Below are 24,262 nucleotides of genomic sequence, written 5' to 3'. Positions count from 1 at the left end.
TGCGCGCCCGATTCAATCAGGTCGGGCCGCCGCCGCGCAGCGCCGCGCAGCGCCTGATCAGGAGGCGGACGGCGACGGCGACGCGGGCGGAGCGGAGACGGTCGCCCCGAGCAGGCGCGGCGGCCTGAGGTCGGGATCGGCGAACCAGGACGAGGTGACGGCGATCGGCGGCACGGCCTCCAGCGGACGTATCAGCGGGGACATCGCGACCGCGCCGGCCATGACGGGCGCCGTCAGGGTGCGTACGGTCCGCTCGTCGCGGCCCCCGGCGGGCGACGGCACGCCCGGCAGCAGCGGCGCGGACACCTCGGTCGGGGCCACGGCGGCCTCGCCCAGCGCCTGCTGACCGCCCTGGGCCTGCCCGAGCAGCGGGCCGACCCCGCGGCGCCGCTGGCTCTCCGGTGCCGTGGCCGCCCCGGTGCCCTGGGTGCGGGCCGGGACGACATTGCTGCCGGTCCCGGAGCCACCGCGGGCCTCCGCGGTGGAGTCCGGCGGGCCGGCGGTGACCCCGCCGAGGGCGATCGCCGCCAGCGACACCGCGCCGGCCGCGGCGAACGCGAACCGCAGCCCGCGCGAGGCCGACCGCTCGGACTCGTGCCGCCCCACGTCGTGGAACCGGAAGCCGCGCGCCGGGGAGGCGGGCGGCAGCACGGGCGGATGCGCCCGCGAGGGCACGTAGTCGAAGGCGAACCGGTCGCCCCGCCTGGCCTCGAACGCGCCGGAGCCGCCGAACCGGCCGGACAGGTCCGGCAGCCCGGACAGCCCGTCGCCGTCGGACGAGGAGCCGCCGTCGCCGCCGCCGGGGAGTCCCTGGAGGCGGGCCAGCAGGCTCTCGGAGGGGGCGGGCGGGGCGGCCTCCGCGAAGACGTTCTTCAGCCGGCGCTGGGCGTCGACCTCCGCCTTGCACTTCGCGCAGGTCGCCACGTGCGCCAGTACGCGCTCACGCGCGTCATGACCGAGCTCGCCGTCCACCAGGGCGGAGAGTCGGTCTCCCAGATGCTGCTCTGCGAGGTGTCCCTCGGATTCCGGCCGTGAACCGCTCACGCGCTCGCGCCCCCTCCTCCCAGTGCCGGGACGCGGGCCACGAAGGAGCGGCGTTCGGCGCGCGCCTCGGGGGAGCGGTGCGCGAGTGCCTTGCGCAGTTGGGAGCGGCCGCGGTGAATCCGGGAGCGGACGGTGCCGAGCTTCACGCCGAGGGTGGCGGCGATCTCCTCGTACGACAGTCCCTCGATGTCGCACAGGACGACGGCGGCGCGGAACTCGGGCGCGAGGGTGTCCAGCGCCTGCTGGACGTCGGCGTCGAAGTGCGCGTCGTTGAAGACCTGCTGGGGGGAGGGCTCCTTGCTGGGCAGCCGCTCGGCGGCGTCCTCGCCGAGGGCGTCGAAGCGGATGCGCTGCTTGCGGCGGACCATGTCCAGGAACAGGTTGGTCGTGATGCGGTGCAGCCAGCCCTCGAAGGTGCCCGGCGTGTACGTCGACAGGGAGCGGAAGACGCGGACGAAGACCTCCTGGGTGAGGTCCTCGGCGTCGTGCTGGTTGCCCGTCAGACGGTAGGCGAGCCGGTAGACGCGACCGCTGTGGGTGCTGACGATCTCCTCCCAGGTGGGCGGAGTCCACGCCTGCCCGTCCGCGTCGGTGGAGAAGGTCGCGGTCCGGTCCTGACCGGCCCGGTGGCCGGCGGCGTGGCTGTGGTCAGCAGCGGTGTCGTTCACGGATTTCGGCCTGCCCGCCGATCCGAGGAAGCGCCTGAGCACTCCGCCCCGATCCACAGGAACGGCCGCACCTCCCCTTTTGGCTCCGGTGGTGTCCAGTGGAGCCCCTACCATAGCCACCTCGCCCGTTAGCTCCGGATAAGCGGTTTTACGGGAATTTGATCTGGACCGGTCCGGCTCGTGCCGACCCGGGCCGCTTTCCCCGCACTCCCTAAACGACCGGTCCCATCTGCGGGTTCCCGACGCCAACGGATACAGTCACGCCGAGGCAACCACGGGGACAGGAGAGGGTCATTACCGGCAACCGGCAGACGAGCTGGGCGTTCGCCGACGCCTATGTCGCCGAGGACGACGCGCTGTCCTGGGCCCGCGACCGGGCCCGCGAGGCCGGCCTGCGCTCGGTGGCGCCGGGCACGGGCGCCGCGCTGCGGCTGCTCGCCGCCGCCGTGGACGCCAAGGCCGTCGCGGAGATCGGGACCGGCTGCGGTGTCTCCGGTATCCATCTGCTGCACGGCATGCGGCCGGACGGGGTGCTCACCACGGTCGATCCGGAGCCGGAGCACCAGCAGTTCGCCCGGCAGGCGTTCCGGGCCTCGGGGTTCGCCAGCAACCGGGCCCGGTTCATCCCGGGCCGCGCGCTGGACGTGCTGCCCCGGCTGGCCGACGCCGGGTACGACCTGGTGTTCTGCGACGGCGACCGCCTGGAGTACCTCGACTACCTCGCCGAGTCACTGCGGCTGCTGCGGCCCGGCGGGCTGGTGGTGTTCGAGGGCGTCTTCGCCAACGGGCGGACCATCGACTCCGGTCCGCAGCCCACCGAGGTGCTGCGGCTGCGCGAACTGCTGCGGGCGGTGCGGGAGAGCCAGGAGCTGGCGCCGTCCCTGCTGCCGGTGGGCGACGGACTGCTCTGCGCGGTCAAGCGCTGATCCCCTGGCGTCAGCCCCCTGACCAGGGGCGATGCCGGAATGACAGGCGCCCCGGCACCGCGTGGGCACCGGGGCGACTGAACCTGTATGGTCGCTTGCGCGTCAGCCGACGACCTTCTTGAGGGCGTCGCCGAGCGCGTCGGCCTCGTCAGGGGTCAGCTCCACGACGAGCCGACCGCCGCCTTCGAGCGGAACGCGCATGACGATGCCCCGCCCCTCCTTGGTCACCTCGAGCGGGCCATCACCCGTCCGCGGCTTCATGGCCGCCATGCTCGTTCCCCTTCCTGATACCAGCTCATCGTCAAGGCCGACGGCCCGCGAGGGCACGCGCTCCCGCACGGGGGACACGCGACACCGGCATCGAACACATTGCTCCAGGCCATTATCCCGCATCGCAGGACCCGATGACCAACATCGGTCGGCATCGCTTGGGCAACGCACGCGTGCAAAACCACTCAATTCGGCGATGTGGCTGCGATACTGCCCGCCCGCGCTCACTTCTGCCGAATGACTGCGGACCGGAATTCTTTGACGCAGCTCACACCCGCGCCCCCGCGCGTTCCCGGTGATCTCCGTCATGCTGTCCTCCAGACAGGGACGTACCGACGGGTACGTCCGCGCATCTGCGACGCGGAGGGGATACGCCATGGCCGACACCGTGCTCTACGAGGTGAGCGACGGGCTCGCGACGATCACGCTGAACCGCCCGGAGGCGATGAACGCGCTGAACGTCGAGACCAAGGTCGCCCTCCGGGACGCGGTGCGCGCCGCGGCGGCGGACGAGGCCGTGCGGGCGGTGCTGCTGACCGCGGCCGGGGACCGGGCGTTCTGCGTGGGCCAGGACCTCAAGGAGCACATCGGGCTGATGGCCGGGGACCGGGAGCGGGGCTCGGGGCGGACCATGAGCACGGTGCGGGAGCACTACAACCCGATCGTCCGGGCGCTGGCCGAGGCGCCCAAGCCGGTGGTCGCCGCGGTGAACGGGGTGGCGGCCGGGGCGGGCTTCGGGTTCGCGCTCGCTGCGGACTACCGGATCGTCGCGGAGACGGCCGCGTTCAACACCTCCTTCGCCGGGGTGGCGCTCACCGCCGACTCCGGCGTCTCCTGGACGCTGCCGCGGGTGGTCGGCCCCGGCCGCGCCGCCGATCTGCTGCTCTTCCCGCGCAGCATCAAGGCCCAGGAGGCGTACGACCTGGGCATCGCCAACCGTCTCGTGCCCGCCGCCGAGCTGCGCGCCGAGGCGGAGAAGACGGCCCGCGCGCTGGCCGAGGGCCCCACGGTGGCGTACGCGGCACTGAAGGAAGCGCTGGCGTACGGGCTGACGCACTCCCTGGCCGAGACCCTGGAGAAGGAGGACGAGCTGCAGTCCCGGGCGGGCGCCTCCGAGGACCACGCGATCGCGGTGCGGGCCTTCGTCGACAAGCGGCGGCCGAAGTACCTGGGCCGCTGAGCCTCACGCCCGGCGGGCCACGCACTCCGCCAGGTGGTCGTCGACCAGACCGCAGGCCTGCATCATCGCGTACGCCGTGGTCGGGCCGACGAAGCGCAGGCCCCGCTTCTTCAGCGCCTTGGACAGGGCGGTCGACTCGGGCGTGACCGCCGGGACGTCGGCGAGGGTCTTCGGCGCCGGGCGGGCGGCCGGGTCCGGGGCGTGGGACCAGATCAGCTCGTCCAGCTCGCCCGGGGCCCAGTCGGCCAGCACACGCGCGTTGGCGAGGGTCGCGTCGATCTTGGCGCGGTTGCGGATGATCCCGGGGTCGGCGAGCAGCCGTTCGCGGTCGGCGTCGGTGAAGGCGGCCACGGCCGCGATCTCGAAGTCGGCGAAGGCGGCGCGGAAGCCGGAGCGGCGGCGCAGGATGGTGATCCAGGACAGCCCGGACTGGAAGGCTTCCAGGCTGAGCCGCTCGAACAGGGCGTCGTCGCCGTGGACCGGGCGGCCCCACTCCTCGTCGTGGTAGGCGACGTAGTCCTCGGTGGACAGGGCCCAGGGGCAGCGCGCGGCGCCGTCCGGACCGGTGAGGGCGGTTGCCGTGCTCATCGCTGCTCCTCCTGGCTCTGCGGCTGCTCCACGGGCCCGGCGTGGACGGCGGCGCGGGCCCCGGCCAGCGCGGACTCCAGGTCGGCGATGCGGGCGTCGCGTTCGGCGAGTTCGGCGCCGAGCCGGGCGAGGGCGTCGTCGACGTCCGCCATACGGTAGCCGCGCACGACGAGCGGGAAGCGCAGGCTCTCCACGTCGGCGCGGGAGACCGGGCGGTCGGGGGAGAGCGCGTCCTGGAGCCGCTCGGGGTCGGCGTCGGGCAGCGGTCCGCTCTCGCCGCCGCCGATCACGGCGAGGGTCACCGCGGCGACCACGACGGCGAGCGCGACGACCAGGAACAGGAACATAACCATCGCTGGGGCCCCCACGGTCGGATGATCGAATGGATCGGAGTCGGGTGTGTCAGGTCGATCGTGCCATGCGAGTCTGACAGCCGGGGCCGGCAGGCGGCCCCGGGCGGGACGCCCGCACAGGACGTACGAGAAGAGGTCTCAGGGGATGCTCAGGCTGGGCAGGCGCGAGTTCGCGGCGCACGAACCGGTGATCATGGCGATCGTCAACCGGACCCCGGACTCCTTCTACGACCAGGGCGCCACCTTCCGCGACGAGCCGGCCCTCGCGCGGGTGGAGCAGGCGGTCGCCGAGGGCGCCTCGATCATCGACGTCGGCGGGGTCAAGGCCGGGCCCGGCGACGAGGTGAGCGCCGAGGAGGAGGCGCGGCGCACGGTCGGCTTCGTCGCTCAGGTGCGGCGGCGCTTCCCGGACGTCGTGATCAGCGTGGACACCTGGCGGCACGAGGTCGGCGAGGCCGTCTGCGAGGCGGGCGCGGACCTGCTGAACGACGCGTGGGGCGGCGTCGACCCCAAGCTCGCCGAGGTCGCGGGACGCCACGGGGCGGGCCTGGTCTGCACCCACGCCGGCGGCGCCGAGCCGCGCACCCGGCCGCACCGGGTGACGTACGACGACGTGATGGCCGACATCCTGGAGGTGACGGTGGGACTGGCCGAGCGGGCGGTGTCGCTGGGCGTGCCCCGGGAGTCGGTGCTGATCGACCCGGGGCACGACTTCGGGAAGAACACCCGGCACAGCCTGGAGGCGACGCGGCGGCTCGGGGAGATGGTGGACACCGGCTGGCCGGTGCTGGTCTCCCTGTCGAACAAGGACTTCGTCGGCGAGACGCTGGACAAGCCCGTCAAGGAGCGGGTGCTCGGCACCCTGGCCACGACGGCGGTCTCGGCGTGGCTCGGCGCGCGGGTCTACCGGGTGCACGAGGTGGCCGAGACCCGGCAGGTGCTGGACATGGTGGCGGCCATCGCGGGCCACCGCCCGCCGGCGGTGGCCCGGCGGGGGCTGGCCTAGGGCCTGTCGTTTGGATCAGGTCGCAGGGAATCTGCTACGCCTCGTCGTGCCGGTGAGCGGGGCCTGGTGCGTGCAGATGCAAGGCGGAGGAGGGCGGCAACGCGGAGCGTTGACAACCGACGACAACGCCGCAGATGTGCGTGCCAGGCCCCGCGTCTGCGGGCTGATCCGAACGACAGGCCCCAGGACCGGGTCAGCGTCCGGCTTCCTTGGAGACCAGGGCGACCGCCTCGTCCACGTCGTCCGTCAGATGGAACAACAGCAGGTCCTTCTCGGCCGCCTTGCCCTGCGCGATCAGGGTGTTCTTCAGCCAGTCGACGAGTCCGCCCCAGTACTCCGTGCCGAACAGGACGATCGGGAAGCGGGTCACCTTCCGGGTCTGCACCAGGGTGAGCGCCTCGAAGAGTTCGTCGAGGGTGCCGAGGCCGCCGGGCAGGACGACGAAGCCCTGCGCGTACTTGACGAACATCATCTTGCGGACGAAGAAGTACCGGAAGTTCAGCCCGATGTCGACGTACTTGTTCAGGCCCTGCTCAAAGGGCAGTTCGATGCCGAGGCCGACCGAGATGCCCTCGGCCTCGCAGGCGCCCTTGTTGGCCGCCTCCATGGCGCCGGGCCCGCCGCCGGTGATCACCGCGAACCCGGCCTCCACCAGGCCCCGGCCGAGCCGCACCCCGGCCTCGTACTCGGGGCTGTCCGCCGGCGTGCGGGCGGAGCCGAACACGCTGATGGCCGGCGGGAGTTCGGCGAGCGTGCCGAAGCCCTCGATGAACTCGGACTGGATGCGCAGCACCCGCCAGGGGTCGGTGTGCACCCAGTCCGTGGACTCCCGCTCGTCCAGCAGCCGCTGGTCCGTGGTGCTCGCCTGCACCTGGCCGCGCCGCCTCAGGACCGGACCCAGGCGCTGCTCGTCCGGCGGCTGCTGCTTTCCTGCGGGGTTGCCGGTGGCCATGGCTGCTCCCTGTCCTCGTGCGGTCGTTCCACCTCAGCGTAGATCTCCGCGGGTTACGTACGGGGGTCCTCAGCATGTCCCCCGGGCAGCGGTCCAAACCAGCGGCGCGCTTACGCGGTCAGCCAGGCCCGCAGCCGCTCCTCCCCGGCCAGCACCTTGGCCACCTCCACGCGCTCGTCCCGCTTGTGCGCCAGGTGAGGGTTGCCGGGGCCGTAGTTGACCGCGGGGACGCCGAGGGCGGAGAACCGGGAGACGTCCGTCCAGCCGTACTTGGGCTGCGGGGTGCCGCCGACCGCCTCGATGAAGGCCGCCGCCGCCGGGTGGGAGAGGCCGGGCAGGGCCGCGCCGCTGTGGTCGTCCACCACGAACTCCGCCACCTGGCAGTCCGCGAACACCTCGCGGACGTGGGCGAGGGCGTCCTCGGGCGTGCGGTCGGGCGCGTAGCGGAAGTTGACGGTGACCGTGCACTCGTCGGGGATCACGTTGCCGGCCACTCCCCCGGTGATGCCGACCGCGTTGAGGCCCTCGCGGTACTCCAGGCCGTCGATCACCGGGCGGCGCGGCTCGTAGGCGGCCAGCTTGGCGAGGACCGGGGCGGCCGCGTGGACGGCGTTGGCGCCCATCCAGCTCCGCGCGGAGTGCGCCCGCTCGCCGGTGGTCCTCAGCAGTACCCGCAGCGTGCCCTGGCAGCCGCCCTCGACCTGCCCGTCGGACGGTTCGAGGAGGACCGCGAAGTCGCCTTCGAGCCACTCCGGACGGGCCTCGGCGACGTGCTTGAGGCCGTTGAGGTCGGCGGCGACCTCCTCGTTGTCGTAGAAGACGAAGGTGAGGTCCCGGTTGGGGTCCGGGACGGTGGCCGCGATCCGCAACTGCACGGCGACGCCGGCCTTCATGTCGCAGGTCCCGCAGCCCCACAGCACCCCGTCGTCGTCCAGCCGCGAGGGCACGTTGTCCGCGATCGGCACGGTGTCGATGTGCCCGGCGAGGATCACCCGCTCGGCGCGCCCGAGGTCGGTGCGGGCCACGACGTTGTTGCCGTACCGGTCGACCGTGAGGTGCGGCAGGGCGCGCAGCGCGTGCTCGATCGCGTCGGCGAGCGGCTTCTCGGAGCCGCTGACGGAGGGGAAGTCGACCAGCCGGGCGGTCAGCCCGGCGGCGTCCAGCGTGAGGTCAAGCGGGGTGTCGGCCATGGCGTCGACCCTAGCGCCCTGCCCTTGCGGGCACGGCTCACGCCCTGCGCGCCGGGAAGGCTGCCCTCCAGTACCTTGTTACGCGTGCTTCAGCCGTCCCCCACCCGCAAGAAGCCCGGCCGGCTCCTCCGGTTCGCGTCGGCCCTCGTGGTCCTGCTCGCGGTCGCCGGCTACCTCGTGGTGCAGTACGTCACCGGAGGCGCGGCCCGTACCCGCTGCACGGTCGTCTCCGCCGGCGACGACGGCGTGCGCCACGAGTTCACGCCGGAGCAGGCGGTCAACGCGGCCACCATCACGGCCGTCGGCACCACCCGCGGCCTGCCCGAGCGGGCCATAACCATCGCCCTCGCCACCGCCCTGCAGGAATCGGCGCTGCGCAACATCGGCCACGGCGACCGCGACTCCCTCGGCCTGTTCCAGCAACGGCCCTCGCAGGGCTGGGGCCGCCCGGCACAGATCATGGAACCGACGTACGCGGCGGGGAGGTTCTACGACCACCTGGTCAAGGTGCCCGGGTACACGAAGCTGCCGCTGACCGTCGCGGCCCAGCGCGTGCAGCGCAGCGGCTTCCCGGACGCGTACGCCAAGCACGAGCCGGACGCCGCGCTGCTCGCCGCCGCCCTGACCGGCCGCTCCGCCGCCACCCTGACCTGCACGGGCCTGCCCGCCACCAGCACCCGGGCGAAGGGCCCGGACGCCGTACGGGCCGCGCTGGTACGGGACTTCGGGCGCGAGGTGCTCCAGCCGGCCGGGGCCGAGGTGAGCGGGCAGGCGACGGCGGCGCCCTCCCCGTCGGCCTCCCCGTCGGCCTCGCCGGGCGGCTCCGTCGGGCGGGTGGTGACGCTGCCGGTCGCCGCGGGCCGGGGCGCGGAGTCCGCGGCCGAGGTGCGGCGCCGGGGCTGGCAGTTGGCGCACTGGGCGGTGGCCAACGCCTCCGCGCTGCACATCGAACGGGTCGCGTACGCCGGCCGCGAGTGGACCGCCGGGAGCACGGGCACCCGGTGGCGTACCGCGCCGGCCACCGGCTCCGGCGCCCAGGGCGCGGAGCGGGGCACCGGATCGGTCCGGATCATCACCGCCCGGCAGTAGTTCAGCCGTACGACGTATCACTCTTCCGCATGACGCGCCCGGCGGGCCGGCGCCGGGCCGCGCGGGATTTCGTGCCGCCGCTCGCGAATCCGCCGAATCCCTTGGAAACAGCGGGCTGTAAGGATTCGGCGGACTTTCCGACCGGTAGCCATTTGCCCGTTTTTCCGGGCACCCGATAATGCGACGCATTGCCAACTCTTTACCTTGTCGCGCCGCAACCTTCGCGGACTTCGAGCGGTAGTCACTGCGTCCGGGCCGGGCCGGTCGAGCACGGCAGGACCTCACCACGTTGACTTCCCGTCGAAGGAGCATCATGTCCCTCCCCCTGACCCGCCGGATCGCCCGTGCCGCGCTGCTCGTCGCTGCGGGAGCGGCCGCCGGGGTCGGTGCGGCCGGCTCCGCCAGCGCGGCCCCGGAGCTGCCGGCCACCCCGAACCTGGCCGGACTGACCGCCCTGGACGGTGCGAACGTCGGCGCCACCGTGGACTCGGCCGCGCAGAACGTCACCAAGACCGCGGGCGAGACCGGTGGCAACGCCGTGAAGAAGGCGGTGCCGGCCGCGGGCAAGACCGGTGGGTCGGTCGTGAAGCAGACGACGCCGGCCGCGCAGAAGGCGGCGGGCGACGCGGCGGGGGCGGCCGGGGACATCGTCGGCGACACCGCGAAGACGGCCACGAAGGGCGGGCTGCCGACGGACGCCGTGGGCAAGGGGCTGCCGGGGTCGCTGCCGGTGCAGGGGCTGCCGCTCGGCTGATCCTCTTGTCGCGGCGGGGTCCGGGGTGCTTCCCGGGCCCCGCCGCCGTGTGTTCCCGCCCCGGCGGCGGTCAGAGGCGGGAGGCCGCCGCCGTCACGCGTTCGTCCGTCGCCGTGAGGGCCACGCGCACGTGGCGGGCGCCCGCCGGGCCGTAGAAGTCGCCGGGGGCCACCAGGATGCCCAGCTCGGCGAGGCGGGCGACGGTGTCCCAGCAGGACTCGTCGCGGGTGGCCCACAGGTAGAGGCTGGCCTCGCTGTGCTCGATGCGGAAGCCGTGCCGCAGCAGGGCCGCGCGCAGGGCGGTGCGGCGGGCCGCGTACCGCTCGCGCTGGACGCGGACGTGCTCGTCGTCGCCGAGGGCCGCCACCACGGCCGCCTGGGTGGGCGCGGAGGTCATCATGCCGCCGTGCTTGCGGATCTCCAGCAGCGGGCCGAGCACCGCCGGGTCGCCGGCGAGGAAGGCCGCGCGGTAGCCCGCCAGGTTGGACCGCTTGGACAGGGAGTGGACGGCGACCAGGCCGTCGTAGGAACCGCCGTTGACGTCCGGGTGCAGGACCGAGACCGGGTCGGCCTCCCAGCCCAGCTCCAGGTAGCACTCGTCGGAGAAGACCAGGACGCCGTGCTCGCGGGCCCAGGCGACGATCCGGGTCAGCTCGGCCCGGGAGAGCACCCGGCCGGTCGGGTTGGACGGGGAGTTGAGCCAGAGCAGCCTCAGCCCGGCCGGGTCCAGCTCGGTCGGGTCGTCGTATGCCACGTACTCGGCGCGGGCCAGCCGGGCGCCCACCTCGTACGTCGGGTAGGCCAGGCGCGGGAAGGCCACCCGGTCGCCGGGGCCGAGGCCCAACTGGACCGGCAGCCAGGCGACGAGTTCCTTGGAGCCGACGATCGGCAGCACGTGCCGGTGGGTGACGTCCCGGGCGCCCAGGCGGCGCCCGACCCAGTCGGTGATCGCGTCGCGCAGTGCCGGGGTGCCCCACACGGTCGGGTAGCCCGGCGAGTCCGCGGCGTCGACCAGGGCCTTCTGGATCAGCTCGGGGACCGGGTCGACCGGAGTGCCGACCGAGAGGTCGACGATGCCGTCCGGGTGGGCCTCGGCGGTCGCCTTGTAGGGCGCCAGCTTGTCCCAGGGAAAGACGGGGAGACGGTCGGTGACTGCGGACACGGTTACTGGCTCACTTTCCTCGGTACGGCAAACGCCTCGGTCCCGCCCGGCACCGATCGGGGTCGATCGGGCCGGGCGGGACCGAGGCGGCGCGTGTGCGGGCCGCTCTTACTGGTTCTGCGGCGGCAGGGCCGCGACGAAGGGGTGGTCGCGCTCGATCAGCCCCAGCTTGCTGGCACCACCGGGCGAGCCGAGCTCGTCGAAGAACTCGACGTTCGCCTTGTAGTAGTCCTTCCACTCCTCGGGAGTGTCGTCCTCGTAGAAGATCGCCTCGACCGGGCAGACCGGCTCACAGGCACCACAGTCGACGCATTCGTCCGGGTGGATGTACAAGGACCGCTGGCCCTCGTAGATGCAGTCGACCGGGCACTCCTCGATGCACGCCTTGTCCTTGACGTCGACACAAGGCTGCGCGATGACGTAGGTCACGCTGTCGTTCCTCCTCGATACGGGCGCTGGCGGGCCTCCTCAGGCTCCGCCGCCTGGCGCGCGGGAGCGCGGCGTCGTCGATGCCCGCACCTAGTATCTCCGTTCTTGGGCACGATCCGAACAGGAGGGGTGGACAGACCTGTGGAAATCTCTGCCGCCGGCCGTCTCGAAGTCCGTATCAGCGCCGCTGACGTGGGCAAACGGGTGTCGGTGCGGCGGTTGGCCGCGCCGGACGCGCCGGGCGGGAAGTTCACCGACACGGTCGGCGTTCTCACATCCTGGGACGACGGTGTGCTGCTGATCACACGCAAGGACGGCGAGACGGTACGGATCGAGGCGTCCGCGCTGGTCGCGGGCAAGGTCGTGCCGTCCGCGCCGGCCCGCCGCCGGGGTCCGGCCGCCTCCTACGAGGAACTCGCGCGGGTCGCCGCGCGGGGCTGGCGGCCGGTGGAGAGCGAGCGGCTCGGCGAGTGGGAGCTGCGGGCCGCGGCCGAGCCGGTGCCGCAGGGGGCGGGTGCGCGGCGGGCGGCGGCCGGGCGGCGGGCGGGCTTCACCCGGCGGGCCAACTCGGTGCTGCCGCTCGGTGATCCGGGCCTGCCGCTCGACGACGCGCTGACCGCCGTACGCCGCTGGTACGCCGAGCGCGGGCTGCCCGCGTACGTCCAGACCGCCACCGGCGCGGCGGGCACCCAGGAGTGGCTCTGCGTGGAACTGGAGCGGCGGGGCTGGACGCGGGAGGTGAGCGCCGAGCTGTGGACCGGCGCGCTGGCGCCGGTCGCGGACCGGGCCGAGGCGGCCGGGGTCGTACTGTCCCGGACGGCGGACGAGGCGTGGCTGGCGCGCTACCGGCGCACCGGCGTGAGCGAGGTGGCCCTGCGGGTCCTGGGCTCCGGTCCTTCGGTGTGGTTCGCGAGCGTACCCGGTGCGGCGGGGGCGCCCGCCGCGATCGGCCGGTGTGTCGTGGACGGGCGGTGGGCCGGGTTCGCGGCCGTCGAGGTGGCGCCCGAGCGGCGCCGCGCGGGGCTGGCGACCGCGGTGATGGCCGCGCTGGCCCGGCGGGCGCTGGACGAGGGCGCCTCGGCGGCCTGGCTCCAGGTCGAGACGGACAACACCGGGGCCCGGGGCCTGTACGCCGGGATGGGCTTCGCCGCGCACCACGCGTACCACCATTACCGCCAGCCGGACGACGCCCGGACGGACCGCTGACCGATCGTCGCGAAAGGGCACGACCCAGCCATGTGTTCCCCCTGTCCCCCGCCGCCCGAGCGCGCCGCCGAGGTGCGGCGCCGGTTCGCCGAGGAGGCCCGGTCCGAACGGCCCGATCTGGCCGCGCTGTGCCTGCTGATGGGCGCGGCGGCGGACGGGACGCTGGACGACGCCGGCATCGACGCCGCGCAGATGGAACTGGACCGGCTCGCCGGGCAGGTGCCGTACCGGCCGGGCGGGGCGCGGGAGTGGGCGGTGGCGGTCCGGGAGGTGCTCGGCGACCGGGGCGGGTTCCACGGCTCGGCCGCGGACTACCGGAAGCTGGAGTCGTCGCTGCTGCACCGGGTGCTGGAGCGGCGGCGCGGGCTGCCGATCCTGCTGTCGGCGGTGTGGATGGAGGTGGCCCGGCGGGCCGGGGCCCCGGTGCACGGGGTGGCGCTGCCGGGGCACTTCGTGGTCGGGTTCGGGGCGACCGCCGCCGAGCGGGTGCTGGTGGACCCGTTCGACGGGGGCCGGGTGCTGACCGGGACGGACGCGGAGCTGCTGGTGGCGCAGGCCACCGGGGCGCCGCTGGACGCGTCCGCGCTCACGCCGGCCGATCCGCTGGACGTGCTGCTGCGGATGCTGAACAACGTCCGGGCGTGGGCGGCGGCGCGGCCGGAGCGGTCGGACGTGGCGCTGTGGGCGCTGGAGCTGGCGCTGCTGCTGCCCGCGCATCCGGCGCGACTGCGGTACGAGCGGGCGCGCCTGCTGGTGCGGCGCGGGGACTTCCTGGCGGGGGCGGCGGAGCTGGAGGCGTACGCGGAGGTCGTGGCGGCGGTGGACCCGGCGGCCGGGCAGCGGGTGCGGCGGGAGGCGTTCGCGGCGCGGGCGATGCTGAACTGACGGGCCCGGCCGGGGGTCCGGGCGCGGGCTGGTCGGGGGGGGGGGCCCCGCCCCCCCGGGGGGGGGGGGGCCCCCCCCCCCCCCCCCGCCGGGGGGGGGGGGGGGCCGCGCCGCCCCCGGGGGGCGGGGGGGGGGGGGGGGGGGGGGGCGGGGCCGCGGGGGGGGGGGGGGGGGGGGGGGGGGGGGGGGGGGGGGCGGGCGGCCGCGGCGCGGGGGGGGCCCCCCCCCCCCCCCCCGGCCGCTCAGCTCGGGTCGGTGTCGATGATCGCCACGCGGTCGGTGGTGCTGATCAGGGCCTGCCGGAGGGCGGCGTAGACGTCCTGGGGGGTGACGGGGGTCTTCTCGCCGTTGGCGCGGGCGATGGTGACGCCGTCGAACGTCTGGCCGTACAGCTCCTCCAGGGCGTCCAGGTCCGGCTTGTCGACCAGCTTGCCGTCGACGGCCGTCACCCGGAGGAACTTCCACAGCGACTTCTGCGGGCTCATCAGGATCGTGTGCGCCGCGTCGGTCTGCACGGTCACGGGGGCCGACATCGCCGGTTCGGCGAACTCCTTCATCATCCGGTCGACCTCGGCCTTGGTGACCTCGGGCTGCTGGGCGGTGGTCGGCAGGTCGACCGGGCCGGCCGCGCCGGTCTCGACCTGGCCGCGGTACGCCTCCTCCACCGCGTCGGTCGACCTGGCCACGTCGATGCCCTTGCCCGCCTTCGGGTACACGGGCACCGCCCGGCCGGACTCGAACCTGATCGTGCCGTCGGCCATCGAACCGGAACCGCCGGACGCGTCCTGGAGGGCGGCGTGCAGCTTCTCCTCGTCGACCGGCATGACCGGGTCGACGACGCGGTGGTTGCCGAAGAGGGAGCCGATCACGGAGACCGGGTTGTAGTCGCTCCTGGCGGCCGCCGCGACGGTGGCCTGCGTGTCGAACTGGAGGCCCGCCTGGTCCGGCTTGAGCGCGACGCTGTCGCCGTCCACCGAGAGCTTCAGCGGCTTGTCGACCCGGCCCTCGAAGGCGGTGTCGAGCTTCTCGACGGCGTCGTCCCGGGTGCTGCCGCCGATGTCGACGCCGAGCACGGTGGTGCCCTTGGGCACGTCGGAGTGGTTCATCAGCAGGCCCGCGCCGTAGGCCAGGCCGCCCGCCAGGACCAGGGCGCCGACGAGCAGGGGGAGCTTGCCGCGGCCCTTCCTCTTCACCGGCTTCACCGGCTTCGCGGGGCTGGCCGGGGGCGGCGTGACGGGCTCCGGAATCCTCGGCGGCGCCGGGGCGAGCGGGCCGCCGGTCGCCGGGCCGCCCCGCGACGGCGTGTTCCGGTCGGTCGGTACGACGGGGATGCCGCTGGTCAGGGTGTCCCCGGAGACGTTGCCCGGGGTGCCGTAGGCGACCCCGCCCGGCGGCTCGGGGACCGGCTGCTGCGGGGTGAGGATCGCGGTGTCGTCGCTCAGGCCGCCGCTCGGGGGCGGGGTCAGCCGTCCGGTCCCGGTGGCCGGGCCGCCGGTGGGGCCGGCCGGGGCCTGGGGGCCGCCGTACGCGCCGGTCGGGGTGCCCGGTCCGTTCTCGGCGAAGTACGGCAGGTCGTCGTGGCGCGGCCCGGGTCCGCCGTCGGGGCCCGGACGGTTGCCGGGGCCGGTGCCGCCGGGGCCGACGCCGTTGCCGCCGACGCCGTTGCCGTTGCCGCCGCCCAGCGGGCCGGCGGACAGGGCCTCGGTCACGTCGAAGGAGCCGGTGCCGCCGCCGTGTCCGGGCGCCACGGGTCCGCCGGTCGCGCCGGGGAGACCGGCGCCGTTGGTGCCGCCGGGCCGGGAGCCGCCCGGCATGTTCATGGAGCCGACGACGCCGCCGGGCCGCGCCCCACCGGCCGCGCCGGCACCGGGAACACCGGGTGCACCCGGAGCGCCGGCAGCCGGTCCGGCGGGCCCACCGGCCGCACCGGTCCCACCGGTCCCGCCCGGCACACCGAGCGCGCCGGCACCGGACGTCCCCGCCGGGCCGGAACCCCCGCCGGGGGCCGTCCCGTTCGCGGTCCCGGGGGCGCCGCCCTTGGCCGGGGCGGACCTGCGGGGCGCGAACCAGTCGCTGGTCGGCTTCTCCTCCGCGTGGCGCGCGGGCTCGGCCGGCGTCTCGGCGGTGCCCGCGGGCGTGTCCTCGCCGGGCGGGGGGGTCTCGGGCTCCGGGTCGCCCGCGCCGCCCTCCCCTTCACCGACCGGCTTGCGCATCACGACGGGCGGGATGGGCCGGGACCCGGGGATGTTGATCCGGATGCGGGTGGTCAGCGTCGTCTCGGTCTTGCGGTCCTCCGGCCGGGTGGCCGAACGGCCCGCGTCCGTACCGGTGTCGGAGCCCGCCGGCGTCCCGTAGGGCGGGGTGCCCGACGGGTAAGCGGCTCCACCGCGTCCGTGGGGTCCGGAGGACGGACTGTCAGTTTCACGACTCAAGGCAGGTTCTCCCGGTTGGCTCCGCCGCCCGTCACACCTGAAAGCGGGCGGCTCGGCGGCGCGCACCACCATACTGGCCACTTCTGACGCTTATCCCATGACCGCTGGGGAAACACCCCCCGGTCCCGCGTACCCGCGCCAGGGCAAGTGGTGCGTCACTTGGCAAGTCGGACGGCGTCGTCGTTCGGTTGCCGCACCGGCGCGAGGGTGGCGCACATCACAGCCACGGCGATGCCGCCGAGCAGGAAGAGATACGAGCCGCTTCCCGCGGCGAAGACGAAGTCGCCCTCGGGGCGGCTGGTGGTGAGCAGCACCACGACGAGGGCCCAGCCCGCGGCGGGCGCGACGGCGGCGCCCCGGCGGCCGAAGGCCCGCGCGGCGCCCAGGCAGAGCCCGGCCTCGGCGGCCAGGGCGAGCAGCAGCCCGCCCGGGAACCAGCCGGGCTGCACGAGCGCCCCGGCCACGCCGGTGACGGCGCCGAGGACGAGGAGGGCGAGGTACAGGACGGCCCGGCCGGCGGACGGCGGCCGGAACGGCCTTGCCGGCGCCGGGGTTCCCGCGGTGCCGCGGGCGCTCACGACGCCTCCTCGATCCCGGCGAACAGGTCGCTCCCGCGGGCGTCGGGGGCGGGGGCGCCCACCAGTTCGTAGTACTCGGTGGTGAACAGCGGCTGGGCCAGGTGGTTGGAGAGCGCGAAGTACGGTTCGGCGACCTCGATCTGGGTGGCGTGGGCGCGCATCGCGGCGGCCTTGGCGGCGGCGTACGGGGTGCCGTCGGCGACGATCTGCACGGCGATCCGCTCCTCGCCGACGACGCCGGGGACGTCGTCCACGGTGGCGGCCTCGGGGAAGGGCAGGCCGGGCAGGTCCTCGCCGAGCCGGGCGAAGGCGGCGGCGGCCACCGGGCGCGGGACGCGGTTCCAGTAGATCCGGGCGATGCCGCAGCCCGCCTCGGCGGCGAGTCCGGCGGCGCGCATGGCGACGCGGTGGGCCTGGATGTGGTCGGGGTGGCCGTAGCCGCCGTCCGGGTCGTAGGTGACGAGGACCTGCGGGCGCACCTCGCGGATCACGTCGAGCAGCAGGGCGGCGGCCTCGTCCACGTCCGCCTGCCAGAAGCAGGCCGGGTCGTCGTTGTCGGCCAGGCCCATCATCCCGGAGTCGGCGAACCGGCCGGGCCCGCCGAGCAGCCGTACGTCCGCCACGCCGAGCGCGCCCATCGCGGCCCGCAGCTCGCCCAGGCGGTGCTGCCCGAGGGCGGCCCCGCCGAGGTGCGCGAGGGCGGGCGGGACGACCTCGCCCCGTTCGCCGAGGGTGCAGGTCACCAGCGTCACCTGGGCGCCCTCGGCCGCGTACCGGGCCATGGTGGCGCCGTTGACGATCGACTCGTCGTCCGGGTGCGCGTGCACCAGCAGCAGACGCCGGGCGGGCTGTTCCTTCATGGTCCCCACCCTACGAGGCGCCTTCCGCTTCCCCCGAACCCGGCGCGACGTCCGTCAGAAGTTGATGCTCCCGATCATCCCCGCGATGTTCGACGTCAGCTCACTGATCGTGGGCGCGATCGTCGACGAGGCGAGGTAGAAGCCGAGCAGCATGCAGACGATGGCGTGGCCCGCCTTCAGCCCTGACTTCTTGATCAGCAGGAAGACGATGATCGCCAGCAGCACCACCGCCGAAATCGAGAGTGCCACGGCGGCTCACCTCCAAATAGCCCGGGGACAACGGGGGGTCTGACGCGGTCGAAACCTTGGGGCAGATAAATCCGCACAGCGAGCAGCAGGTTGATACCCACTGTGCGCTAGTGATCATAACTATCCGTACGCGCGCATCGATCGGCGCACAGCCGCACAAGGGGGCGCATGGCCAATATGGTCAGGGCATGACGACCGAGGCTGACTCCTTCCCCAAACGGCACGCCCGCACCCAGCGGTTCACGCTCGGCGCGCCGCGTTCGTACACCGTGGCGCCCGACGGTTCCCGTGTCGTTTTCCTGCGTTCCGCTTCGGGCACGGACCGGGCGAACGCGCTGCTGGTACTGGACCCGGCGGACGGCACGGAGCGGGTGGCGGCCGACCCGCGCGCCCTGTTGGGCGGCGCCGAGGAGCATCTGCCGCCCGAGGAGCGGGCCCGGCGCGAACGCAGCCGGGAGGGCGGGGCCGGCATCGTCGGCTATGCCACCGACGCGGCCGTGGAGTTGGCGTCTTTCGCCTTGTCAGGGCGGCTTTTCACGGCCGGGCTGCGGGCCGGGACGGCGCGTGAACTCCCCGTCGCCGGACCGGTGGTCGACCCGCGCCCCTCCCCCGACGGACGGCATGTCGCGTACGTCGCGCGGGGCGCCCTGCGGGTGGTGGGCGCCGGCGGCGGGGGTGACCGGGCGCTGGCCGAACCGGAGGCGGAGGGGGTGTCGTACGGGCTGGCGGAGTTCATCGCCGCCGAGGAGATGCGGCGCGACCGGGGGTTCTGGTGGGCCCCGGAGTCGGACCGGCTGCTGGTGGCGCGGGTGGACGACACGCCGGTACGGCGGTGGTGGATCGCCGACCCCGCCCACCCCGAGCGTGATCCACACCACGTCGCGTACCCGGCGGCGGGGACCGCCAACGCCGAGGTCCGGCTGTTCGTCGTCGGCCTGGACGGCACGCGCGTGGAGGTCGGCTGGGACCGGAAGCGGTACCCCTATCTGGCGCGAGTGCACTGGTCAGCGGCGGGTGCGCCGCTGCTGCTCGTACAGACGCGCGACCAGCGTGGCCAGGTGTTCCTGGCGGTCGACCCGGAGTCCGGCGGCACCCGGATGGTGCACGCGGACGAAGATCCAACTTGGCTTGAACTGTTCCCCGGAGTGCCCTGCTGGTCCCCCTCCGGACAGCTCGTCCGGATCGCCGACGAGGGCGGCGCACGGGTCCTCGCGGTCGGCGAACGCCCGCTCACCGGAGCCCAGTTGCACGTCCGCGCGGTGCTGGACGTCGGCGAGCACGACGTGCTGATCTCGGCGTCCGCCGGCGAGGAGGCGGCCGAGCCGGAGATCGGCGAGGTGCATGTGTACCGGGTCAACGAGCTGGGAGTGGAGCGCGTCTCGGCGGAACCCGGCGTGCACTCGGCGGTGCGCGCCGGCGGCGTGACCGTACTGGTGTCGGCCACGCCGGACCGGCCGGGCGCGCACGCCCGGGTGCTGCGCGAAAACGTCCGAAAGGAGACGGGTGCGCCGCCGGCCGGGGGCCGGGGGACGGCGGTGACCGTCACCTCGTACGCCGAGGACCCCGGCATGTCCCCTCGCGTGACCTTCACGACGGGGGGCGCACGGCATATTCCGTGCGCCGTGCTTATGCCAACGGACTACCACGGTGACACCCTCCTGCCCGTGCTGATGGACCCCTACGGTGGCCCGCACGCCCAGCGGGTGGTCGCCGCGCACAACGCCCACCTCACCTCGCAGTGGTTCGCCGACCAGGGCTTCGCGGTGGTCGTCGCCGACGGCCGGGGCACGCCGGGCCGGTCGCCCGCCTGGGAGAAGGCCGTCCGGGACGACATCGCCGCGGTCGTCGTCCAGGACCAGGTCGACGCGCTGCACGCGCTCGCCGCCGACTTCCCGCTCGACCTGGGCCGGGTCGCCATCCGGGGCTGGTCCTTCGGCGGCTATCTGGCCGCCCTCGCCGCGCTGCGCCGCCCGGACGTCTTCCACGCGGCGGTGGTGGGCGCCCCGGTGACCGACCTGCGCCTGTACGACACCCACTACCAGGAGCGTTACGTCGGCCTCCCGGACGAGCAGCCCGAGGTGTACCGCCGCAACTCGGTGATCGACGACGAGGGCCTGGTGGACGCCGCCGAGCCACACCGCCCGATGATGATCATCCATGGCCTGGCCGACGACAATGTGGTGGTCGCCCACTCGCTGCGGCTCTCCTCGGCCCTGCTGGCCGCCGGCCGGCCGCACGAGGTGCTCCCCTTGTCCGGGGTCACCCACATGACCCCGCAGGAGACGGTCGCGGAGAATCTGCTGCGACTCCAGGTCGACTTCCTCAAGCGCTCCCTGGCGTAGCCGCTCCGGTCCCGGGCCCGGCTCCGCCCCCGGGCCCGGCAAAGCGGTTCAAACCCGGACGAACTTCGTTAACACACCGGCAACTTGGCGGAAGCGGTACCGATATACGGACGCGACAAGCTGTGCAGCGTACGGCCGTGCGGGTGCCGTAAACGGGCCGGGGTGCGCCATGTCACCCCGGCCCGTTGCCGTGTCCGCCGGCCCCCTCGGTCGGCACGATCCGCTTCTCCTCCGCGAAGTGGCAGGCCGAGTCGTGCGCCGCGGGCCCGCCGCCGGGCCGGAACACGGCGGGCACCGCCAGCTCCGGCACCTCCAGCGCGCAGCGCTCCCGCGCCTTGAAGCAGCGGGTGCGGAAGCGGCACCCGGAGGGAATGCTGGTCGGCGAGGGCACGTCACCGGTGAGGATGATCCGCTCCCGGTACTCCCGCGCCTCGGGGTCGGGCACGGGGACGGCGGAGAGCAGTGCCTGGGTGTAGGGGTGGGTGGGGTGGTCGTAGATCTCGGTGTCGCGGCCGGTCTCCATGATGCGGCCGAGGTACATCACGGCGACCCGGTCGGAGATGTGCCGGACGATGGACAGGTCGTGGGCGATGAAGACGTAGGAGAGGTCGAATTCGCTCTGGAGCCGGTCGAGCAGGTTGATGACCTGCGCCTGCACCGAGACGTCGAGGGCGGAGACGGGTTCGTCGGCGACGATGATCTCGGGGCGCAGGGCGAGACCGCGGGCGATGCCGATGCGCTGGCGCTGGCCCCCGGAGAACTGGTGGGGATAGCGGTTGACGTACTCGGGGTCGAGGCCGACCACGTCGAGCAGTTCCTGGACCCGGCGGCGCCGGTCGCCCTTGGGGGCCACCTCGGGGTGGATGTCGTACGCCTCGCCGATGATGTCGCCCACGGTCATACGGGGGTTGAGGGAGGTGTAGGGGTCCTGGAAGACCATCTGGATGTTGCGGCGGACCGCCTTCAGGGCCTTTCCCGACAGGCGGGTGATGTCCTCGCCCTTGTAGCGGATCTCGCCGGCCGTCGGCCGTTCCAGGTTGACCAGCATCTTGGCCACCGTGGACTTGCCGCAGCCGGACTCGCCCACGATGCCGAGGGTTTCGCCGCGGTCGAGGTGGAAGTCGACGCCGTCGACGGCCTTGACCTCGCCGACCTGCTTCCTGAAGAGGACGCCGCTGGTGAGGGGGTAGTGCTTGACCAGGCCGCGCACGAGGAGGATGGGCTCAGTCATCGAGGCACTCCCTCCAGAAGTGGCAGGCGCTGCCCCGGGCGTCGTTCACCTCGTACAGCGGGGGGACGTCGGTGCGGCAGACGTCCCTGGCCATGGGGCAGCGGGGGTGGAAGGCGCAGCCGGGCGGGATGCGGGTGAGGTTGGGCGGCAGGCCCTTGATGGCGTACAGCTCCCGGCCCTTGTGGTCCAGGCGGGGGATGGATTCGAGCAGGCCCCGGGTGTACGGGTGCGCGGGGGCCTTGTAGATGTCGTGGACGGGGGCGCTCTCCACGATCCGGCCCGCGTACATCACCGCGATCCTGTCGGCGACGTCGGCGACCACGCCGAGGTCGTGGGTGATGAGGATCAGGCCCATGTGGAACTCCCGCTGGAGTTCCGCGAGCAGCTCCATGACCTGGGCCTGGACGGTGACGTCCAGGGCGGTGGTCGGTTCGTCGGCGATGATCAGCTTAGGTTCCAGGGCCATCGCCATGGCGATCATGATGCGCTGGCGCATCCCGCCGGAGAACTGGTGCGGGTACTGCTTCACCCGCTCCCCGGCGCCGGGGATGCGGACCCGGTCCATCAGCTCGACGGCCCTGGCGCGGGCGTCCTTCCTGGACATGCCCCGGTGCACGGTGAACATCTCGCCGAGCTGGTCGCCGACGGTGAGGACCGGGTTCAGCGAGGACAGCGCGTCCTGGAAGATCATCGCCATCTCGGCGCCGCGCACCCTGCGGCGCTGCTCCTCCTTGAGCCTCAGCAGGTCGCGGCCCTCGAACAGGACCTCGCCGCCGGTGATCCGGCCGGGCGGGGTGTCGAGGATGCCCATGACCGTCTGGGCGGTGACGGACTTGCCGGAGCCGGACTCGCCGAGCACGGCGAGGGTCTCCCCCGCGTCCACGCCGTAGGAGACGCCGTTGACGGCCCTGGCCACGCCGTCCCGGGTGTGGAACTCCACGTGCAGGTCACGCACTTCGAGCAGCATGGCGGCTCACCTCAGCTTCGGGTCGAGGGCGTCGCGCACCGCGTCGCCGAGCATGATGAACGCCAGGACGGTGATCGCGAGGGCTCCGGAGGGCCAGAGCAGGGCGTGCGGGGCGTTGCGGATGTAGGGCGCGGCGGCGGAGATGTCGATGCCCCAGGAGACGCTGGGCGGCTTCAGGCCGACGCCGAGGAAGGACAGGGTCGCCTCCAGCGAGATGTAGGTGCCCAGCGCGATCGTCGCCACGACGATGACCGGGGCGACCGCGTTGGGGGTGATGTGCCGCAGCAGCAGCCGGGAGTTGGAGGCGCCGAGCGCGCGGGCGGCCTGGACGTAGTCGTGCTGCTTGGCGGTGATCACCGAGCCCCGGGCGATCCGGGAGATCTGCGGCCAGCCCAGCAGCACGATGAAGCCGATCACCGGCCAGACCGTGTTGCTGGTGATGACGGAGAGCAGCACCAGGCCGCCGAGGACGACCGGGATGGCGAAGAAGACGTCGGTGATCCTCGACAGCACCGAGTCCCAGAAGCCGCCGAAGAACCCGGCGAGCCCGCCGAGCACGCTGCCGAGGACCGCGACCCCGAGCGTGGACAGGACGCCGACCGCCACCGACGTACGGGCGCCGTAGACGGTGCGGGTGTAGACGTCGCAGCCCTGGCCGTCGTAGCCGAAGGGGTGGCCGGGCCCGGGACCGTCCTGGGCCCTGGCGAGGTCGCACTGCAGGGGGTTGCCCGAGGCGATCAGGGACGGCCACAGGGAGATGACGAGCAGGAACAGGATGACCAGGGCGGAGATCAGGAAGACCGGGTTGCGGCGCAGGTCGTGCCAGGCGTCGGACCAGAGGCTGCGGGGCCGCTCCCGCGGGCCGCCGGTCCCCTCGGGGCCCGCCGGGGTCAGGGTCGCCGCCTCGCTCGCGCCGAGGTCCATCTGCCCGCCCATGCCGGTGCCGGCCACGGCGCGCTCCGGTTCGTAGGGCTGCTCAGGCATAGCGGACCCTCGGGTCGAGTACGGCGTACAGCAGGTCGACGAGGAGGTTGGCGACGAGGAAGACCAGGACCAGGACGGTGACGAAGCCGACCACGGTCTGCGTGTTCTGGCGCAGGATGCCCTGGTAGAGCTGGTAGCCGACGCCGTGGATGTTGAAGATGCGCTCCGTCACGATCGCGCCGCCCATCAGCGCGCCCACGTCGGTGCCGATGAAGGTGACGACCGGGATGAGGGAGTTGCGCAGCAGATGCCGGACGACGACCCGGCGGCGCGGCAGGCCCTTGGCGATGGCGGTGCGCACGTAGTCGGCGCGCCGGTTCTCCGCGATGGAGGTCCGGGTGAGGCGGGTGACGTACGCCAGTGAGACCGAGGCCAGGACCAGGCCGGGGACGATCAGCTCGTCCAGCGGGGCGTAGGAGGAGACCGACGGGCGAATCCACTCCCACTTCACGCCGAGGAGGAGCTGGAGCAGCAGCCCGGTGACGAAGGTGGGCACGGAGATGACGACCAGGGTGAGGACCAGCACGGCGGTGTCGACCGGCCGGCCGCGGCGCAGTCCGGTGATCACACCGAGGACGATGCCGATGACGATCTCGGCGACGATCGCCACCACGGTCAGCCGGATGGTGACCGGGAAGGCCGTGCCCATCAGCTCGGTGACCGGCTGGCCGTTGAAGGCGGTGCCGAAGTCGCCGGTGAAGACGTTGCCCATGTAGGTCAGGTATTGCCGCCACACCGGCTTGTCGAGGCCGAACTCCCTTCTGAGCTGGGCGGCGGTGGCCGGGTCGCACTCCCGGTCGCCGCAGAGCCCCGCGATGGGGTCGCCCATCACGTTGACCATGAGGAAGATCAGCAGGGTGGCCCCGATGAACACCGGGACCATCTGGAGCAGGCGTCGGATCACATACCGGCCCACG

At 73.7% G+C, this 24,262-nt stretch carries 25 protein-coding genes; 8 read left to right on the top strand and 17 right to left on the bottom strand.

What is annotated here, in order from left to right; all coding sequences use genetic code 11:
• Positions 1–57: 57 nt before the first annotated feature.
• Entirely contained in the window at positions 58–1,044 is a 987-nt protein-coding gene (locus ACFY32_RS11030) for an anti-sigma factor family protein (RefSeq protein ID WP_390673963.1), read from the bottom strand.
• Complete coding sequence (sigE, locus tag ACFY32_RS11025; protein ID WP_359196732.1) at positions 1,041–1,826, bottom strand: RNA polymerase sigma factor SigE; 786 nt, start codon at positions 1,824–1,826, stop codon at positions 1,041–1,043. The genes ACFY32_RS11030 and sigE overlap by 4 nt, the downstream gene beginning before the upstream one ends.
• A 113-nt stretch (positions 1,827–1,939) precedes the next feature.
• On the opposite strand from sigE, the gene ACFY32_RS11020 reads away from it, so the two are divergent.
• Positions 1,940–2,638 (top strand): O-methyltransferase, encoded by a 699-nt coding sequence (locus ACFY32_RS11020; RefSeq protein WP_359196934.1) that lies wholly within the window; start codon positions 1,940–1,942, stop codon positions 2,636–2,638.
• A gap of 102 nt (positions 2,639–2,740) precedes the next feature.
• Here ACFY32_RS11020 and ACFY32_RS11015 read toward each other — a convergent pair whose 3' ends face one another.
• Complete coding sequence (locus tag ACFY32_RS11015; protein ID WP_003966491.1) at positions 2,741–2,908, bottom strand: DUF3117 domain-containing protein; 168 nt, start codon at positions 2,906–2,908, stop codon at positions 2,741–2,743.
• Positions 2,909–3,284: 376 nt separating this feature from the next.
• On the opposite strand from ACFY32_RS11015, the gene ACFY32_RS11010 reads away from it, so the two are divergent.
• Positions 3,285–4,088 carry an enoyl-CoA hydratase-related protein gene (locus ACFY32_RS11010; RefSeq protein ID WP_359196735.1) on the top strand — a complete coding sequence of 268 codons (804 nt, stop codon included), beginning with the start codon at positions 3,285–3,287 and terminating at the stop codon, positions 4,086–4,088.
• Positions 4,089–4,091: 3 nt separating this feature from the next.
• Here the strand turns inward: ACFY32_RS11010 and ACFY32_RS11005 are convergent, their stop codons facing one another.
• Positions 4,092–4,676 carry a DNA-3-methyladenine glycosylase I gene (locus ACFY32_RS11005; RefSeq protein ID WP_359196737.1) on the bottom strand — a complete coding sequence of 195 codons (585 nt, stop codon included), beginning with the start codon at positions 4,674–4,676 and terminating at the stop codon, positions 4,092–4,094.
• A complete protein-coding gene (locus ACFY32_RS11000; RefSeq protein WP_359196937.1) occupies positions 4,673–5,029 on the bottom strand; it encodes a DivIVA domain-containing protein in 357 nt (118 codons plus the stop codon). The genes ACFY32_RS11005 and ACFY32_RS11000 overlap by 4 nt, the downstream gene beginning before the upstream one ends.
• 145 nt (positions 5,030–5,174) lie before the next feature.
• Here ACFY32_RS11000 and folP point away from each other — a divergent pair, with 145 nt between their 5' ends.
• On the top strand, positions 5,175–6,035 hold the full coding sequence (gene folP / locus ACFY32_RS10995) for a dihydropteroate synthase (RefSeq protein WP_359196739.1): 861 nt from the start codon (positions 5,175–5,177) through the stop codon (positions 6,033–6,035).
• Positions 6,036–6,228: 193 nt separating this feature from the next.
• On the opposite strand, the gene ACFY32_RS10990 is transcribed toward folP, so the two are convergent.
• Complete coding sequence (locus ACFY32_RS10990; RefSeq protein ID WP_359196742.1) at positions 6,229–6,987, bottom strand: TIGR00730 family Rossman fold protein; 759 nt, start codon at positions 6,985–6,987, stop codon at positions 6,229–6,231.
• 110 nt (positions 6,988–7,097) lie between these two features.
• Complete coding sequence (gene dapE / locus ACFY32_RS10985; protein ID WP_390673962.1) at positions 7,098–8,177, bottom strand: succinyl-diaminopimelate desuccinylase; 1,080 nt, start codon at positions 8,175–8,177, stop codon at positions 7,098–7,100.
• Between the two features lie 84 nt (positions 8,178–8,261).
• Between dapE and ACFY32_RS10980 the strand changes: the two genes are divergently transcribed.
• Together ACFY32_RS10980 and ACFY32_RS10975 are read left to right on the top strand one after the other, a co-directional pair.
• Positions 8,262–9,266, top strand: a complete 1,005-nt coding sequence (locus ACFY32_RS10980) for a heavy metal transporter (protein ID WP_390673961.1) — start codon at positions 8,262–8,264, stop codon at positions 9,264–9,266.
• A gap of 313 nt (positions 9,267–9,579) precedes the next feature.
• Positions 9,580–10,020, top strand: a complete 441-nt coding sequence (locus ACFY32_RS10975; protein ID WP_359196750.1) for an ATP-binding protein — start codon at positions 9,580–9,582, stop codon at positions 10,018–10,020.
• 70 nt (positions 10,021–10,090) lie between these two features.
• On the opposite strand, the gene ACFY32_RS10970 is transcribed toward ACFY32_RS10975, so the two are convergent.
• Together ACFY32_RS10970 and fdxA are read right to left on the bottom strand one after the other, a co-directional pair.
• The gene (locus ACFY32_RS10970) at positions 10,091–11,182 is read right to left on the bottom strand and encodes a bifunctional succinyldiaminopimelate transaminase/glutamate-prephenate aminotransferase (protein ID WP_390673960.1); all 1,092 of its coding nucleotides are present in this window, start codon (positions 11,180–11,182) and stop codon (positions 10,091–10,093) included.
• A 108-nt stretch (positions 11,183–11,290) separates the two neighbouring features.
• Complete coding sequence (fdxA, locus tag ACFY32_RS10965) at positions 11,291–11,611, bottom strand: ferredoxin (protein WP_003973842.1); 321 nt, start codon at positions 11,609–11,611, stop codon at positions 11,291–11,293.
• Between the two features lie 141 nt (positions 11,612–11,752).
• Between fdxA and ACFY32_RS10960 the strand changes: the two genes are divergently transcribed.
• Complete coding sequence (locus ACFY32_RS10960) at positions 11,753–12,817, top strand: GNAT family N-acetyltransferase (RefSeq protein WP_359196756.1); 1,065 nt, start codon at positions 11,753–11,755, stop codon at positions 12,815–12,817.
• Positions 12,818–12,847: 30 nt separating this feature from the next.
• Positions 12,848–13,702: a transglutaminase-like domain-containing protein gene (locus tag ACFY32_RS10955; protein ID WP_359196759.1), complete on the top strand. Its 855-nt coding sequence runs from the start codon at positions 12,848–12,850 to the stop codon at positions 13,700–13,702.
• 242 nt (positions 13,703–13,944) lie between these two features.
• Here the strand turns inward: ACFY32_RS10955 and ACFY32_RS10950 are convergent, their stop codons facing one another.
• The 4 genes from ACFY32_RS10950 to ACFY32_RS10935 form a co-directional block, all read right to left on the bottom strand.
• Positions 13,945–16,134, bottom strand: a complete 2,190-nt coding sequence (locus ACFY32_RS10950; RefSeq protein WP_390673959.1) for a hypothetical protein — start codon at positions 16,132–16,134, stop codon at positions 13,945–13,947.
• 155 nt (positions 16,135–16,289) lie between these two features.
• Entirely contained in the window at positions 16,290–16,712 is a 423-nt protein-coding gene (locus tag ACFY32_RS10945; RefSeq protein ID WP_359196764.1) for a DUF6113 family protein, read from the bottom strand.
• Positions 16,709–17,572 carry an N-acetyl-1-D-myo-inositol-2-amino-2-deoxy-alpha-D-glucopyranoside deacetylase gene (gene mshB / locus ACFY32_RS10940; protein ID WP_390673958.1) on the bottom strand — a complete coding sequence of 288 codons (864 nt, stop codon included), beginning with the start codon at positions 17,570–17,572 and terminating at the stop codon, positions 16,709–16,711. Before mshB ends, ACFY32_RS10945 begins: the two co-directional genes overlap by 4 nt.
• A gap of 54 nt (positions 17,573–17,626) precedes the next feature.
• Positions 17,627–17,821, bottom strand: a complete 195-nt coding sequence (locus ACFY32_RS10935; RefSeq protein ID WP_189872779.1) for a hypothetical protein — start codon at positions 17,819–17,821, stop codon at positions 17,627–17,629.
• 188 nt (positions 17,822–18,009) lie between these two features.
• Between ACFY32_RS10935 and ACFY32_RS10930 the strand changes: the two genes are divergently transcribed.
• Positions 18,010–20,163, top strand: coding sequence for a prolyl oligopeptidase family serine peptidase (locus ACFY32_RS10930; RefSeq protein ID WP_390673957.1), 2,154 nt, complete (start codon positions 18,010–18,012; stop codon positions 20,161–20,163).
• Positions 20,164–20,335: 172 nt separating this feature from the next.
• Here the strand turns inward: ACFY32_RS10930 and ACFY32_RS10925 are convergent, their stop codons facing one another.
• Genes ACFY32_RS10925 through ACFY32_RS10910 form a run of 4 tightly spaced genes read right to left on the bottom strand, consistent with a single transcriptional unit; the run spans position 20,336 to position 24,261 of the window.
• Positions 20,336–21,394, bottom strand: coding sequence for an ABC transporter ATP-binding protein (locus tag ACFY32_RS10925; protein ID WP_390673956.1), 1,059 nt, complete (start codon positions 21,392–21,394; stop codon positions 20,336–20,338).
• The gene (locus ACFY32_RS10920) at positions 21,387–22,361 is read right to left on the bottom strand and encodes an ABC transporter ATP-binding protein (RefSeq protein WP_359196777.1); all 975 of its coding nucleotides are present in this window, start codon (positions 22,359–22,361) and stop codon (positions 21,387–21,389) included. Before ACFY32_RS10920 ends, ACFY32_RS10925 begins: the two co-directional genes overlap by 8 nt.
• A gap of 6 nt (positions 22,362–22,367) precedes the next feature.
• Complete coding sequence (locus ACFY32_RS10915; protein WP_390673955.1) at positions 22,368–23,345, bottom strand: ABC transporter permease; 978 nt, start codon at positions 23,343–23,345, stop codon at positions 22,368–22,370.
• Positions 23,338–24,261 (bottom strand): ABC transporter permease, encoded by a 924-nt coding sequence (locus ACFY32_RS10910; RefSeq protein WP_359196783.1) that lies wholly within the window; start codon positions 24,259–24,261, stop codon positions 23,338–23,340. The genes ACFY32_RS10915 and ACFY32_RS10910 overlap by 8 nt, the downstream gene beginning before the upstream one ends.
• Between the last annotated feature and the right edge of the window lies 1 nt (position 24,262).

It is taken from the genome of Streptomyces sp. NPDC000134 (assembly GCF_042899225.1).
GTDB lineage: Bacteria > Actinomycetota > Actinomycetes > Streptomycetales > Streptomycetaceae > Streptomyces.
This window is presented reverse-complemented; position numbering and strand designations above follow the sequence as displayed.